The sequence below is a fragment of the Swaminathania salitolerans genome, assembly GCF_007988945.1.
GTDB lineage: Bacteria > Pseudomonadota > Alphaproteobacteria > Acetobacterales > Acetobacteraceae > Swaminathania > Swaminathania salitolerans.
Map to the genome: position 1 here is coordinate 176256 of NZ_BJVC01000002.1, position 15074 is coordinate 191329.

11 protein-coding genes are annotated in these 15074 nt (G+C 60.1%); 2 read left to right on the forward strand and 9 right to left on the reverse strand.

The features are described from left to right. Window positions 1–22: 22 nt before the first annotated feature. The 3 genes from SSA02_RS12870 to SSA02_RS04880 form a co-directional block, all read right to left on the reverse strand. Window positions 23–1978 (reverse strand): hypothetical protein, encoded by a 1956-nt coding sequence (locus tag SSA02_RS12870; protein WP_246103643.1) that lies wholly within the window; start codon window positions 1976–1978, stop codon window positions 23–25. A 27-nt stretch (window positions 1979–2005) separates the two neighbouring features. Then, complete coding sequence (locus SSA02_RS04875; protein WP_147092830.1) at window positions 2006–2503, reverse strand: MobC family plasmid mobilization relaxosome protein; 498 nt, start codon at window positions 2501–2503, stop codon at window positions 2006–2008. A 265-nt stretch (window positions 2504–2768) separates the two neighbouring features. Beyond that, window positions 2769–3071, reverse strand: coding sequence for a helix-turn-helix domain-containing protein (locus SSA02_RS04880; RefSeq protein WP_147092831.1), 303 nt, complete (start codon window positions 3069–3071; stop codon window positions 2769–2771). 301 nt (window positions 3072–3372) lie between these two features. Here SSA02_RS04880 and SSA02_RS04885 point away from each other — a divergent pair, with 301 nt between their 5' ends. Beyond that, window positions 3373–3972 carry a recombinase family protein gene (locus tag SSA02_RS04885; RefSeq protein WP_147092832.1) on the forward strand — a complete coding sequence of 200 codons (600 nt, stop codon included), beginning with the start codon at window positions 3373–3375 and terminating at the stop codon, window positions 3970–3972. Between the two features lie 82 nt (window positions 3973–4054). On the opposite strand, the gene SSA02_RS04890 is transcribed toward SSA02_RS04885, so the two are convergent. Both SSA02_RS04890 and SSA02_RS04895 read right to left on the reverse strand, forming a co-directional pair. Continuing rightward, window positions 4055–4960 carry a hypothetical protein gene (locus SSA02_RS04890; protein ID WP_147092833.1) on the reverse strand — a complete coding sequence of 302 codons (906 nt, stop codon included), beginning with the start codon at window positions 4958–4960 and terminating at the stop codon, window positions 4055–4057. Window positions 4961–4970: 10 nt separating this feature from the next. Next, complete coding sequence (locus SSA02_RS04895; protein ID WP_147092834.1) at window positions 4971–5816, reverse strand: hypothetical protein; 846 nt, start codon at window positions 5814–5816, stop codon at window positions 4971–4973. Between the two features lie 275 nt (window positions 5817–6091). Here SSA02_RS04895 and SSA02_RS04900 point away from each other — a divergent pair, with 275 nt between their 5' ends. Next, window positions 6092–6724 (forward strand): recombinase family protein, encoded by a 633-nt coding sequence (locus SSA02_RS04900; protein ID WP_147092835.1) that lies wholly within the window; start codon window positions 6092–6094, stop codon window positions 6722–6724. Window positions 6725–7094: 370 nt separating this feature from the next. On the opposite strand, the gene SSA02_RS04905 is transcribed toward SSA02_RS04900, so the two are convergent. The 4 genes from SSA02_RS04905 to SSA02_RS04920 are packed head-to-tail and all read right to left on the reverse strand — an operon-like array spanning window position 7095 to window position 15073. Continuing rightward, on the reverse strand, window positions 7095–10055 hold the full coding sequence (locus SSA02_RS04905; RefSeq protein ID WP_147092836.1) for a type I restriction endonuclease subunit R: 2961 nt from the start codon (window positions 10053–10055) through the stop codon (window positions 7095–7097). Then, on the reverse strand, window positions 10042–12201 hold the full coding sequence (locus tag SSA02_RS04910) for an NADAR domain-containing protein (RefSeq protein WP_147092837.1): 2160 nt from the start codon (window positions 12199–12201) through the stop codon (window positions 10042–10044). The genes SSA02_RS04905 and SSA02_RS04910 overlap by 14 nt, the downstream gene beginning before the upstream one ends. After that, on the reverse strand, window positions 12201–13235 hold the full coding sequence (locus SSA02_RS04915) for a phosphoribosyltransferase-like protein (RefSeq protein ID WP_147092838.1): 1035 nt from the start codon (window positions 13233–13235) through the stop codon (window positions 12201–12203). The genes SSA02_RS04910 and SSA02_RS04915 overlap by 1 nt, the downstream gene beginning before the upstream one ends. 41 nt (window positions 13236–13276) lie before the next feature. Further along, window positions 13277–15073 (reverse strand): GmrSD restriction endonuclease domain-containing protein, encoded by a 1797-nt coding sequence (locus SSA02_RS04920; RefSeq protein ID WP_147092839.1) that lies wholly within the window; start codon window positions 15071–15073, stop codon window positions 13277–13279. Window position 15074: the final 1 nt, after the last annotated feature.

Sequence of the window (15074 nt, forward strand, 5' to 3'; positions counted from 1 at the left end):
CGTGTTCGGGCTTGTCTGATCCTCAGGGTTCAAAGGCAGGAGATACTCTCACTGGCGAAGAACCCTGAAGCTCAACGACAGGCGCAGCTTTTTCGCTCTCCATCTCCTTTGCCAGTCGTTCCGCCTCAGCCTCGTCCAACCTCCTCAAAGCGATGCGTGTCACGTATTTGGCCTTTTCAAGATTGCCGGTCAGCTTGCACTTCATGATTTCTGCCTGTGTTGCACGAGGCAGCTTTGCTGGCGGCATCCAGATGGCCTTCAGCAGGTCCAGATCTCGCCTGGCCCTATCGCATTTCGCAACATGACGTTCTTTCCATGCGGCGATCTCCTCCTGCCTACGCCTGTCGGCCTCGCGGCAGAGCGTGACAAGCCATTCCCTGCATGTATCCCGCCTGACAATCTGCTGAAGCAGCTCACGGTTCTCTCTCCGTAGCCGCGTATTGGCTTCCTCGCGTTCTGTCGGCACAGGCAGGCAAAGCGGTTCAGGCGGCGTAGAGCGCAGGCCGAGATGCCAGAGTACGGTCTCCAGAAGATAGCGCAGGATCTCTGCCAGTGTTTTTGAAAGCCGCTCGATTTCCTCGTCGAGATGGGAGAGACGTTTCGTCTTCGAGAGGACGAATACCCTCTTACGCAGGGCGTCACGCTCCCGCCGTGTTTCCTGCAGCTGTTTTCCGGCCTGCCAGAGCTGCCTGCGCGTGTCTGCTATCTGAGCAAACAGCGCTGCGCTTTGCTCATCAACAGAGCGCCGTGGACCATACGCCAGAGGCGGCTTTGCATTCAGTACCGTCCGGCATGCTCTGACTTCCTGCTTCCACTGCTGGATGTAGTGAGCAAAGTTCGGTGGCAGTTCGTCGATACGATCCAGCGAAACGATTTTCGGCTTTTTGGGCGAGGAATGTGACGGCCTTACTCTCGCAGCCGCTCTCGCAAATGCTTCAGGGTCACGTCTGAGTGCCTCGAGGGGCGGCAGAAGCAGACCGCTCTGCTCTGCGTGACTTTCCATCGCAGCCGTCGCCAGAGCTGCACGCTCCAGGAGCGGTTTGACTGCTGCCCTGATATCGCCGCGCTTTGGCCGGGCGGCTTCCTCTACGAGGAGTAGGCGGAAATCCTTCATGCGTGTCTTCGTCAGGCGCGTGAAAGACCCGATCAGAACGCCGTCTGACGTCTCGATGATATGCGCGTCCTTGCGGGTATCCTGCCGGTCTCCGGCACGCATAACCCAGCCTTTCGCTTTCAGCAGGGCGCGGAAACGATGCAGCTGATTGTCCGACCGCGCCCAGAGAGAGGCGATAGCCTTCTTCGCTTCCACAAGATCCAGCCCCTGTCGCTCGGCCATACGACGTGATTGCGAGGTGTAGGCTGCACGTGGAAGGGGCCGTGACGCGGGATGTGCTTTGGTCAGAGAGGACGGTGTGTCAGGAGATGCTGGGGCAGGGGCGGCGAGGTTTGCAGTATCGCCTGCTGGTCCCTGCAGGACCGCCTCAACCCGACCTGCTTCTGCCGTCTTTCCTTCCTGACGCAGAGCTTTGACAATGGCCCGGTCATGCCGTCCCGGTACCAGTGGATGCCCCAGTCGGATTTCCTCGAGACGGGCGCATTTCTCCAGACGCTGCCAGGAGAAGCGCGAGCTGAGCACATGGTCGTCCTGCCATTCGGGCAGAAGCAGATGGCCATGGGTGCTGCCATCCTTCTGATGCACGACGAGCGTCATGCGCTCCCTGTCCGCCTGCAGTTCGTCGCACAACCTGGCTGCAAAAGAGGCGAGGGCCTCGTCACTCATGGGCTCGGCAGGGTTGAAGGCGATATGACGCAGGCCATAGCGTATGCCCTCACGTCTTGCTTCCTTCATCCAGTCCGCAAGACACCAGTCACTGCCACACAAGACACGTATGGCTTCATTCCTCGCGCCCTTTAGCACGTGCCGGGAAACGGCCTGATGGCCGCTGGTCGTCCGGATGCGGGTTTCCTGCACAATCATGCGTCCCCCTCCGGACTTTGATGAGGCTTAGTGTAGTGTTGTGGGCGAGGTCACTATCGGCTGGGACACTCCTGCTCTGGCCTCTATCCCTGTCTCTGGTTCGACCATCTTCCGCTGTCGGGACGTCCTCCTTGTCCTCGTCACCCGCAGGGATTTGAGCAGGACATCGACGCGGTTCTTTGTCGTTTCCAGCGCATCGAGAACATCCCCCGCCCGGACGGCGTCGCCACAATGGGCAGAATGAGCCAGCTGATTGAGGTTGTTGCCGATGCGCCCGAACTCGCCCCGCAGCTTGCGCAATGAGGCACCCACAGCCATCCCGTCATGACCGGTCAGGGCGGCCTCTTTCAGCAGGGAGCGCACCCAGAGGGCAGTGGTCTCATGGCCCAGAAGACGCGCTGTACCGGCCCACGTAGCGAGCTCGTCAGGCGAGGCACGAACCGACAGGCGAGAGGAGCGGGCAGGGCGGGACAGGCTGGAAACAGGAGGCGTCACGGGCACAGGAACAAGGGGCGAGGCAGACATGGGATGCGCTTTCCATCAAGGGGGTCAACGGGGGCGACAGCCCCCTTGCCAGCTGCTTCGTGCACCCAACGGGTAGCCACGAAGCACTGCTGGCTCAGGGGAGCCAACCCACGACCTTATGATAGAACAGGACAGGAACGGATGCCGGACAGAACAGGCGGCCTCTGACAAACCCCATGCAGAATGAGAGGAATTTTCTACCTTCCGTCTGATGAAAATTCGCTCTCTCGCTATCCATCGCGTCCGGTCGGCGAGGGGCTTTCCTTCAGCTTGCCCCGGTCTCCTGTGAGGCAGTCTCGGCGGTATCAGCATCGGCGGCAGTCTTCGGTTCCTCGACGGCCTTCAGTCTCACACCGGGGCCGAACTGCTCATCCGCCGGGATGAACACTGCCCCGCAGGCTTCGAGCGTTTCGCGCATGGCCCGCAGCGTGCGGATATGGGGTGTGCGGGCATTTGTCTCGAAATCGGCCACGGTGCGATGCGCCATCTCGGCCATCCTGGCGAGGTCACGCTGCGAGAGCCCCAGCATGGCGCGGGCGGCACGGCATTGTGAAGCAACAAGCGTCATGGAGGGCTCCGTATAGGTAAGGGCAGGAGATGGAAGAGAAGAGGGAGAGAGACAGGCGGTAGGGACAGAAAGAAGGGCAGCAATATTGATGCCGATACTGCATCATATGAGCTGCTTTCGGAAGGCGACCGGACGGTTTTCTGAAAAAAGGCAGGGGGTTTTCGCGTGGTTTAATGTGCTTAGTATGAAATAAGGAGTCCATATAAGTCTGTTGGGAGTCCAAATATGATTTGGAGTCCAAATACGTTGACTATGACATAAGAACGCCGCTATCTGTCGTCTCGAGAAGGAGAACGCAGTCATGGCGCGCTATGGATATGCCCGTGTGTCGACCGATATGCAGAGTGTCGATGCCCAGCTTCCCGCCCTCGAAGCCGAGAAGCTGGACATGGTTTTCGTCGAGACCGTGTCAGGTGCCGTGCCTGCCAGAGAGCGTCCCGTCCTCGCCTCGCTGCTGGACCGGCTTCAGCCTGACGACAGTCTTGTCGTAGTGCGTCTCGACAGGCTCGGGCGTGATGCAATCGATATGCTGCAGCTTGTCTCCGCGCTGGACGCACGCGACATCAGAGTGCGCATTCTCTCGCTGGGCATCGAGACGGGCACGGCTAATGGCCGCCTGTTCCTCACTATCCTGATGGCGATAGCGGAGTTTGAACGCGAGCTCATTCGCGAACGTACCCGGGCGGGGATTGCGGCAGCGCGGGCGGCGGGGCGTCGCATCGGACGGCCCCGTGCCCTGACATCGGCGCAGACCCGGCACGTGAAGGCATTGGCGGCGCAGGGGCTGTCTATCCGGGACATCGCGTCCGTCATGAATGTCGGGCGCGCGACCGTGCATCGAGCGCTGCAGGGTGAGGCTGGACCGCAGCGGGCCGGGCAATCCTCCAGCGCCGCAGCCTGAGCCTCATGGTGTGGGACGCTTTGAAAGCCGCGAAAGGTTTGAGGAATAAGGCTCCGGCTGGAGCAACCGAGCTGTTGTTGCCTCAGTGGCGAGGCCTTTGCATCAGCGTGAAACCCGCCAGCCCGCAGGCGGCGGCAAGCGCAATCCAGTAGCCGCTATTCCATGAGGTCGCATCAATCAGCGCGGTCGCCTGTTTCTGTACCATGGCCTGCAAATCATGTTGCATCGCGGCATTACCGCCGAAACCGCCAAGAAGCTGACCCGTGCTCTGGGCTGCCTCGGCTGCAAGATGATTCAGCCGTGCATGCACGACCAGAGGCATGGCGAACAGCAGGAGCAGCGGCAGGGTATTGAGCAGACGCGCCCGAGCAGAACCGAGCCATGGTGTCACCCAGGGCAGGAGCGTGATGACACAGCCGAGCAGGCGCCAGAAGCCGAACGTCACAGTGATGTCCGCGCCTCCCGTCTGCACACCGAGCAACTGGTTCAGCGTGTAATCGAGCCTCATGCCCAACATGGTGTTACCTGCATCGAGCGTCCATTCCGGCAGAACGTAGAACCCAAGCAGCAAGGCACCTGACATGACCATGCCGGGCAGGGTCATGCGGTCCCTCTGCTGGCACAGGTAGGGCAACATCACAGCTCCCAATGAGCCGCCATTGCTGCGCAGGGTCTGACCGAATGCGCTCAGCGTCTCATTGGCCAGGACATCGCGGCCCAGAACATGAATGGACGCGATGCGCCCTTCCGGTGTCAGGGTAAAGCTGACTTTCTGGTTCAGGGCCGGGGCTGCTGGTCCCTGCCAGATACCGGAGAGCGTGAACGCGTGTTGTTTCCCATCGGACACGAGAAGGCCCGGCTGGGCGTCGGGAACGCGGATGATTGTGCCGCGATTGGCAGCGCTCGGCTGTACATCAGTGGGTGTATGGGCTGCGGAGCTGGCGTCACGGGTATTACCAGCGTTGGGCACGGAGGAGGGATGGTTCATCAGTCTGTCCTCACAGGGCGGGCTTGGCAGTGGCATGCGCGAGTTTGGCGTCGATGGCTGTATTGAGCTGCCGGATGATCTCGGCTGTGATGGCCTGTTCGGCACCGATATCCTCGGTCGTGATGCTCAGGCTGCGCACGGCGGACGGGTTTTGCGGCACGACGCTGACAGCGATGCGCAGCCAGGCCTGTGTGGTGGCAGCGCGAGGGTCTGACGAGGGCGAAGGATCAATCCCGGTGCCATCCGCTTTCTCAAAGACAGGGCCGCTTTTGAGAGCGTAGAGCGCGGTGGCGGCACTTCCGCCCGACAGCGGTGGCAGATGAGCAGCGTAATGCGCGGTGAGTTCGGCCCTGAGGGCATCGTATGCGGGCGCATTGAGGGGCGGGTAGGAGGCAGTGCGCTCAATCCGGGTCACCACGCCGCCCATGACCGGTGGGGCGAGGGCGACATCAATCCTGTCACTCCCGCGCTGGCAGGCCAGCGATGCCGGATAGGGCTGGCTCTCGATATCCACGCCCTTATGCGATGTCCGTAGCGTCTCGGTCCGGATGCTTGGTTCTGTCTGGCAGTACTGGCGCAGCACGGTAGTGGCTTCGGGGGCGGACATGCCGAGCGAAAGACCGAGTATGGAAGCCTGACCGATTGCATTGCTCATCCTCTGATAGGTGAGCTTCTGCGTCAGCGCGACGCCGCCATTATCCTGTGTCGCAGGAGAAGTCGGGGGTTCCGTGACGTGCCCCTGGCCAAGCGCATTGGCTGCATTGACCATGTTGCGGCGGAAAGCCTCCATATCCTGGGCCTGAGCGAGCGGCGCTGAGGCCGCAGACAGCAAGAGGCAGGCAATGACGCGTTTCATGGTTTCCCCCGGAATGATGTGACGCAGGCCATCACAGGGTCGGGACAGGTGTCAGTCTAAGCCGCCTCAAAAGCCACGACAGGGCAAACATGGGGTTATGGGTGAGCGAAAGCCCGACCTTGCAAAACCCTTGCTCTGACTGACTTTTCGGCGGCTCGACCTTGTCCTGGCCGGTTGTGATGACCGGTTCACAATCCGTCGGTTTCGGGACGGCACGGCATCGGGCCGGGTGTCCCGTCTCCAAACCGTGTTCCAAAATCAGCGAGGGGGTTTTCATGACACGGTATGGCTATGCACGCGTCTCTACCGATGAACAGACGCATGATCCGCAGCTTCTGGCGCTTGAGCGCGAAGGGGTGCGGGAGATCGTGCTCGATACGGTCTCGGGCGGGGTTCCGGCGGCGTCACGACCGGGTCTGTCCGGGCTGTTGGCGAAGCTGCAGCCGGGCGACAGTCTCGTTGCAGCACGCCTCGACCGGCTGGGGCGGACCATGCTCGACGTGATGGGGCTGGTGGGCAGTCTTGTGGAACGTCAGGTGCGCGTGAGGCTTCTCGATGTCGGGATCGAGACCGGCACGGCAAACGGGCAGCTCTTTCTGACCATCCTCGCCGGGTTTGCGGAGTTCGAGCGGGAGATTATCCGTGAACGAACGCGGGCCGGGCTGGAGGCAGCACGATGTAGCGGGTCACGGCTCGGGCGGCCTGCGCGGCTGACCGGCAGGCAGCGCAGGCACGTGGTCGAATTGCACAAGGCCGGAAAATCTTTGCACGAAATTGCGCAGATCATGGCTGTCTCGAAAACCACGATCTGGCGCGCGGTTTCCTGCGGGGGAAGGCGTTCCGGAAACGGAGGTTCCGGGACGGACGACCGGGTCACCCGGCCGGTTCGATTGACACCGGCACAATAATGACCGGTTCCGGGACAGAAAACGTGGCTAGGGGCGGTAGGTTTGGTGCGAGGGGGCGGCTATTGGGGGTAAACGGAAGGGCAGCTTTGTGTAGGGCAATCGGTAAAACCGAACATTCACATGGGTGACCCTCGCGAAGGGTTTCACCCCACTCCGGTCGTTCAAGTAACCCATGAGACTTACTATAAAGCCGACATTTGCGCATAAAACAGTCAGGCATCAGCCAACATAAGCGTTCGAATCCCCCATGGTCCGCTATTTTCTCACCACTCCAGTATAGCTCTGGGCACGCCAATCGCCGCCGATTGCCGCATATGCTGTTGAGACTATCCTGTAGGGGTATACATATGCTGGCCTTAGGATAGGGGAATCAATGGCCGGCAGGCACGCCGTTATCGAGGTATGTCGCTGCGAAGATCATCTCCGAGAGCCATTTCTTGAACGACGGATTATCGCTGAACTGCTTGAAAAGTTCAGTGTGATCTGAAAGCAGTTCGATGACCGCGCGCTCCAGTGCCTTGTCGTGCTCAATGCGAGCGTTCTGCTTGTCAGAATTCTGCATCGCGTTTTGATAGGCCTTGTCGGCTGCGACCTTCGATGGCAACTCCTCAGCTATCACCTTCCCGATCTTATCGGCGTCCTTCCAGTCGATGTTGCCGAACATCTCGTTGAACGTCTTGAGGATGTTGCTGAGCATGTCCAATTCCGGCTCAGGCTTGCGACCGCCTCCGCCCAACGGCACAGGTCCGATTTCCGAGTCGGCATTTGGAAGCGCAATCGCCATTGTCGCCTGCGCCTCGACTCGGTAGCTGTCCATGTCGATGGCCTCCAGAATGCCCTTCGACAGGTCCTGCTCCTCCGGAGCGGGCAGTTTCGACGTCAGGAAGTTCAGGAAAATTGAGAGCTTCTCCCACTCAGCATTCGTGTAGGGCAGGATTGTCGCGAGGAATCCGTAGGTGCGCGTGAAAGCCTTTGCCTTGCCCTTGAAGTCGACCTGCCCATCCTCATCGAGATCGGCTTTGTAGACCGCGACGCACGCGTCGAGGATGGGGTCGAGCTTGTCGCGGTCGGCGCCACCGAGATAAAGCGCCACGAGGTCCTCCACCTGCTCCCAGGAATAGACCTGGTAGCCGTCGAGCCTCGCTTTCAGGTCGTGCAGCTTGTTCGGGTCGGTCTCCTCGCTCAGGATCGTCGTGCGGTAATAATCCTCGAACGACGCCTTGATGCTGTCCACATCGTTCATGAAATCCAGCACGAAGGTGTCGTGCTTGTGCGGATGTGCCCGGTTCAAGCGCGACAACGTCTGCACGGCCTTGATGCCGGACAGCGTTTTGTCCACGTACATCGTGTGCAGAAGCGGCTCATCATAGCCGGTCTGGAACTTGTCGGCGACGATGAGGAACCGATACGGGTCCTTCTGGATCAACTCCTCGATCTTGTTGCTAGGAAAGTCGTTGAGCGACGCCTCGGTCACCTTCTGACCGCCATATTCGTGCTCGCCCGAGAAGGCGACGATGGCCTGATAGGGGCTCTTGCGCTCCTTCAGATAGTCCCCGAACGCGTGAAAATATTGGATGGCCCGATGAATTCCGCTGGTCACCACCATGGCGCGCGCGGCCCCGCCGATTTTGCGGCGAGCCCTCACCTGGTCGTGGAAGTGGTCGACCATGATCTCAGCTTTCTTGCGGATGGCATGGTCATGGGATTCGACATAGCGCCGGAGCTTCTTTTGCGCCCGTTTGGCGTCGAACTGCGGGTCGTCCTCCACCGTCTTCATGAGCCGGTAGTAGCTCTCGACCGGCGTGTAATGCTTCAGCACGTCGAGGATGAAGCCCTCTTCGATGGCCTGCTTCATCGAATAATTGTGGAAGGGGACGTGCCTGACCTTCCCGCCCTCAGGAACTGCCGTGCCGAAGATCTCCAGCGTCTTGTTCTTGGGCGTGGCGGTGAAGGCAAAATAGCTCGCGTTCGGCAGCACCTTCCGCGCTTCCATCAGCCGGTTGACGGTGTCCTCGAGGGTCTCGTATTCCTCCTCGGCGCCATTCGCGGCAAGCGCGATGTTCATCTTGGCTGAAGTCCGGCCGCCCTGGCTGGAATGCGCCTCGTCGATGATGATGGCGAAGGTTCGTCCGCGATGGCTGTCCCCGATTTCGTCCAAGATGAAGGGGAATTTCTGCACCGTGGTGATGATGATCTTCTTGCCCTGCTGAAGGAACGTCCGAAGCTGTTGCGACCCCTCTGTTACCGCGCCGACAATGGACGATACCTGCGCGAACTGCTTGATCGTGTCGCGGATCTGTTTGTCGAGATTGCGCCTGTCAGTGACAACGATAACGGTGTCGAAGGTCGGCTTGTCGCCGGCCTCCAGCCCGATCAGCTGGTGGCCGAGCCAGGCAATCGAGTTGCTCTTGCCCGAACCTGCCGAGTGCTGGATCAGGTACCGCCGCCCGACGCCGGAAGCCTCGGCGTCAGCCAAAAGCTTACGCACGACGTCGAGCTGGTGAAAGCGCGGGAAAATCTGCTTCGGCGGCTTCTTCTTTCCGCGCTCATCCGTCTCCTCCACCAACTGCGAATAGTTTTCCAGGATGTCGGTGAGTTTGCGCTTCGTTAGAACCTGCTTCCAAAGGTAATCGGTCTTCAGGCCATGCGGGTTCGGCGGGTTGCCCGCGCCGTCATTCCAGCCCTTGTTGAAGGGAAGGAACCAGGAAGCCTTCCCCTTCAGGTGGCTGCACATCCGCACCTCGTGGTCGTCCACCGCGAAATGGATGACGCAGCGGCCGAACTGGAACAGCAGTTCCTTGGGGTCGCGGTCGCGCTTGTACTGCTCGATTGCGTCCTCGACCGTCTGCTTGGTCAGGCTGTTCTTCAACTCGAAGGTGGCGACGGGCAGGCCGTTGATGAACAGCGCCGCGTCGAGTGATAGCTTGGTCGCATTCTTGGAATAGTGCAGCTGCCGGGTGACGCTGAACACGTTGGCGGCGAATAGCTCCTCGGCCTTGGCGTTGCCGGGGGTCGGCGTGCCGAAGAACAACTCGACCGAGCCGGGGCCATGCTTCACACCGTTGCGCAGCACGTCGATGACCCCGCGCTTGGCGATCTCGCCTTGCAGCCGGTGAAGGAACTGCAGCCGCTTCGGACCGTCTTCACCTATACCTAGGGCTTCGACAACCTCTGGCTGCGTGGCGTTCAGGAAGTCGAACAGCTTGGCCCGGTCAACGGCGTGGTCCTGGTCGAAATCCGTCGATGCGCCAGCGACGTAACCGGCCTCGTCGATCAGCGAGCAGACAATGAGGGCTTCGAGACCTTTCTCGCTAGTGTCAGTTGTCGGCATCCGCCCCCTCCATCACCTCGGCATCGTCGGCCTCCATTTCCTTGTCAAGCATATCATCCTCGTCGACGACCGGCTCGTCCGCTGACGCGGCGATCTCGATATGACGCACGTCCAACTTGCCGGTGACCACATCGGCGATCAGGCGCTCGCGGTATTCCAGAACAAGCGAAATCTCCGCCTTCGTCTTCTCAATCGTCTGGTTGATTTTTTTGGTCTCGCTGACCACGCGGGCGAGAATGCTTTCCTGCTCTGGCAGATCGGGAAGGCCGAGCGTGAACTCGCGCATGAAATTCAAGGGAACTCGTTGCTGACCTGCTGCTCCGGTCATTGCCATTTCGCCATCGCGCCGAAATGCGCGCAGCATTATTATCTGATACAGGAAGCGTGGGTCGATTTCTGCGCTTGCTCGTAATACCACGAACTCCGTGGTGCCGAAGCCGATTTCGGTTTCAAGTGCGCCCAGATACGCGCCTTTTCCATTCTCGAAGCACGGCGTTATCTTGGCGACGACCACATCTTGCCGCTTGAAATAAGTATAACTGCTTCGAAGATCAGCCACCTTGCCGCGCGCACTGCAGTCAATCTCACCTGTAGCTGAAACATTCTCCATCGGCAGGAAAACAACTTCATCGCCATCTGCAAAATTTGCTGAGCTCTCGGTTCGGGAGGGATTGAAGGAAGCGACCTGCTTGAGCTTACGCACCTCCCAATGCGCAGGAACCTCAGTCATCCCATCGATGCCGGTGGGCTTCATCGGGGCGTTTGGGTTCAGGCCGCGCGTGACCACCCAGTCGATAATCGTCTGCTTCCGCTCGTTCAACAGCCCGATCAGCCGCCGCTTGTTGCGGGCCAGACGGGTCGTCAAGCGGCCATGCACATCAAGGAAATCGGCAATCCGTGTCTGTTCCTCGGTCGGAGGAAAAGCAGACGGCATCTGCTTGAACTCGTCCCAGTAGAGCCGATTGCGGTCTGATACTATGCCCCGCGAGAACTTGTTCACCTCGCGCTTATAGGCTTCGGTTCTGAACAGGTACGCGTAGTAGCGCGGCTCGACCTCAGGGAATGGACGAGCGACAACGTAGGCGGGGCTGATGAGGCCATCGGCGGGAGCGACGCCCACTGCGCCTTGCCACATCCTCATCATGTTGTATGCGATGTCACCCTTGGCCGCCCGCTTATACTTGCTGCGATCCGTCATCTGCTGCTTGCGCGTGCCGTTCTCCATGTCGCGAACGCGAACGCCCGTGCGCAGAGAAACTTCGAGTATCGGCAATTCCTCGAAGCCGGTCTCAACACGCTCAGCGAACAGGCGGCCATTGCGACGGACATCCCAATGCGCAGGGATCTCGCCCAGCCAAGGAAGACCACTCTCCCGATACTGAGGAAAAGGCGCCGGGGCCATCCGGCCGCTCGCAGCTTTGACGTGAGGATTGGAATCTGCGGGCTTGGTGTCGGTAATCATTGGCTGCTCAAATAGGGAAGACTGGGGATCGCTTGGCCGCGGCTGGACGGCGTCGACCTGGGATGGCCGCCGACGAGTCCAGCCGGGGATCTCGGCATTGGGCGCGGCCTGGACCGCCTCGATGGGCTGGCCGAACAGCAGAAACTCTGAGATCGTCAGCGGCGCTATGAACCGCAGGCTCTCCGCCTCGTCGCCCTTCAGCTGCTCGCGCAGTTCCATCAGCAGCCGCCCGAGCACGTTCATACCGACGAGTGTGCCATCGTCGGCAACCTGCGCGCCCCAGAAGTCGTCTTTACGGGATTGCTCGACGATGGGGCGTTCCCCGGTCGCCAGGAGCAGCCTGCCGAACTCACGCCAGTTCTGCGCTAGCTTCACGCGCAGGCACCACCGCATAATCTTGACCCGCACAAAGTCCCAGTCGTGCCGGGAGCCCCGCCGAAACGGCTTGCTGCGCATCTTTGCTGTCATCGGGCTGTTTTCACCGACGATGAGCTGCTGCACCTCGGGCATGTGTGGGAAGCGGCATGCCTGATAGAGCGCTTCCGACGTGCGGATGCGGATGCCGTTTACGCGAAGCGGAAATCCCGGCGCCATGTTCGACAGACCACCGAACCGCTCGTTCGTCTTGAGGAAGACGACGCTGGCGGCACGGTCATATGTGCGAACCTGGCTGGCTTGAGACATCAGAAAACGTCCTTCGCCAACATCGCCATGAAGCGCTTCATCGATGTGTCGCTGTTGGTCGTCCGCGGGAACAGCGGATGCCAGGGATCGCCCGCCCAGAAAGCTAGAGGCGCGTTGTTCGGGCAATTCCTGAAGGTGACGATCAGCGAGCCGAAGCCGAGCGTGTCGAGGATCATGTTGCCCAACGGGCGCTGATATTGATTGAGGTGAGGGCACATCTGTCGGATGCGAACGCCAGCCTTCAGAAATTCATTTTCCAAGAGCTGGCGACCAATGTCGCTGGAGAAGATGCCATTCCCGCCGACATTGCCTGCGGTGCGCAGGTTGGGGGCATAGCGCATCGCAGCGACGTAGGCTTTGACACCCTCGTCGTCTGGGATCGCGACTGGTCGCAGGACGTCGGAAGTTGTGGTGTGGGCCTTTCGGTCTTCCAGCTCGATCGCACGCCACCAGGTTAGGTCGACTTTCTTACCAGAAGCTGTTGCGGCCTCCTTAATTTTGCCGTTGGCGTAATGCTGTCCGCCGCTATGCAGCGCGATGGTGATAACGTGCACTTTCGCCTCGGCTGGAGCCTCGTTTGCGATCCACGTTTCGAGATCGCGCCGGACGCGGTTCCCGGTGAAGATGGCGTCGTCCAGATAGACGAAGGCGTGTGGTGCAGTACCACAATCTATAGCGGCGAAACCGCACTTTTCCTCCAGCACCTTGCTGAACAGCGCGAGCATCTCCTTCTGGCTGGCGCCGCCGCCCTGAATGTCCAGAAACTTCACGCCCTTCCAGTAGGTGCATGGATCATCGCCGACGAGCTTTTCGGTCTGGAACAACCCGGCTAGGAACTTTTTCGTCCTTTTGCGCGAAAAGTAGGTCTGCTTGAGGACATGGTCCATCTCGCGTAGGATCGGGAGCTGCACCGCGGGGTCAAATTGGTTGATCCAGCGCTCGACATGCTCCGGTGTCGGCGCCGCTAGATCACCCTCACGATAATCGGCAGTCGTCGCGACTATCGACGCGAGAAGGTCGTCCCGTTCAGCCATGTCTCGTCTCTCCGTTTGCGTTGCGTGTCCGTGACGGCATTTCAAAGCCCCTTGAAGTAGGTTTTGATTTTTTGGGCCATCAACTTGCGTCGCTGTTCCAGGAAGTCATCGAAGGATGGGATCTCTCCGTCCAGCATGCACTCCGGCAAGCAACTCATCCGCAGATTGGCCCGCAACTCCTCAATCGTCGTGATGCCACCATACTTCTTGGCGCCGCCGTTGCACTGGTCCGCCAGCTCAGCGAAGTAAGTCTTCGGGTCGCGGTCACCGATGCCGATGTTGATCTCGCTCTGGGCCAGGACGAAGTTGGCGATCTGGTTGTAGCGGCCGCGCGTAAGCCCCTGGCCCTTGAGGTGATTACGCGGATAAACGTGATGCACGTCGCTCCGGTTCAACAGCAGGTCACGCACGGTGATGTCACGCGACAGGAACCCAAGGTCGCCGAGCTTCACCTGGGCTGCCCGATAGACAAGGAAGTAGGGACTAGAAGCGGACGATGTATCCATCTCCTGCGGCAGCAGAGTGTTCCAGAAGCTTTCGGGCAGCTCCGCGTCGATCACCGCATCGGTGTATGAGGCCAGGCCTCGGGACTCGATCTGACGGATATCGAAATCGAAGGCCGTTTCGGGACTGCCCGAATAACGCCCGCGCAGGAGCGACATGACGTACCAGCGCCGAACGAGCCGCTCGATGTCGGCGGCCGGCACGCCTTCGGCGCGGCCACGAAGGTAGAGGATGTAAGCAAAGTTGATGGCGTTCTGGCTGCGGATCAGGCCGGAGGTGACGAACCCGGCCGAGCGCAGGATCATCGTGAGCCTGTCAAAGTGGGTCTTATTGATGAAGTTGAGGACACCGGCCTTCAGCTTGTCGAAGGCCTCCTCGGCGACCACTTCCTCGTATTGCTTCGTCTCGAAGTTACGTCCCGACAGCAGGGCGACCAAATCCTGCAACTTGCCCCTGCGGAACTCCGACGTGAACGCCACGCGCAGCATATCGGTGTAGGACGGATCGTAGAGGTCGTCGCTCACGTCCTTCAGCCAACGCATCTTCGGCAGGAACTCGGAAGCGGCGAATGCCTTGTCGCCCTTCTCGATGCGAGGCAGGAATTCGGGCGCGACGGCGAGGTGGCAGAAATAGTCGATCGCCTTGCGCAGCATGTTGCCGCCATAGGTGTCGTTCGCCGCGATTTTCGACATGGCAAAATCGGCCTGACTGAGCGATGCCCCGGCCGAATTCACCCGGATGAAGATCTCGGTGACCGTCTCGATGTCGAGATCTTCGGCCAGCTCGATGATGCCGACCTGATTGTTGATGATCTTGCGGACCTTTTCCAGCACTAATGAAATCTGGTCTTGATCAGCGTCCGGATTGCGCGCTGTATATTCGCGCGTAAGCTTGGTCAGGCTGGCATCAGGCGCGAAGACCGTTGCCAGGTCGGGGATCCACGAGGCGTCCTTATGGATGGCCGGGTTCGAAACCTCGAAGCGCTCCTCGACCGGGTGGAATGCGATTCGTATGCGTACGGTCTCGTAATCCTTGGTCAGCACCTCCTGGCCGAGCAATGCGGCCATGAGCGCGGTGACGCGCTGTTGCCCGTCGATCAAAATGCGCTTACCCGAGGATGTGGAACCATCTTTCAGCCTTACCGACGGGTTCCGCCAGGCGATCAGATAGCCGACAGGATAGCCCTGATAGAGCGAGTCCAGAAGGTTGCGGACCTTGGTAGCACCCCAAACGAAGGGGCGCTGGATTTCCGGTATCGCGATCTCGCCCGACTTCACCCAGATAAGCAGGGTTTCGATCGGATGGGGGGTGACTGAGTACCGTTGGGTAGCCATG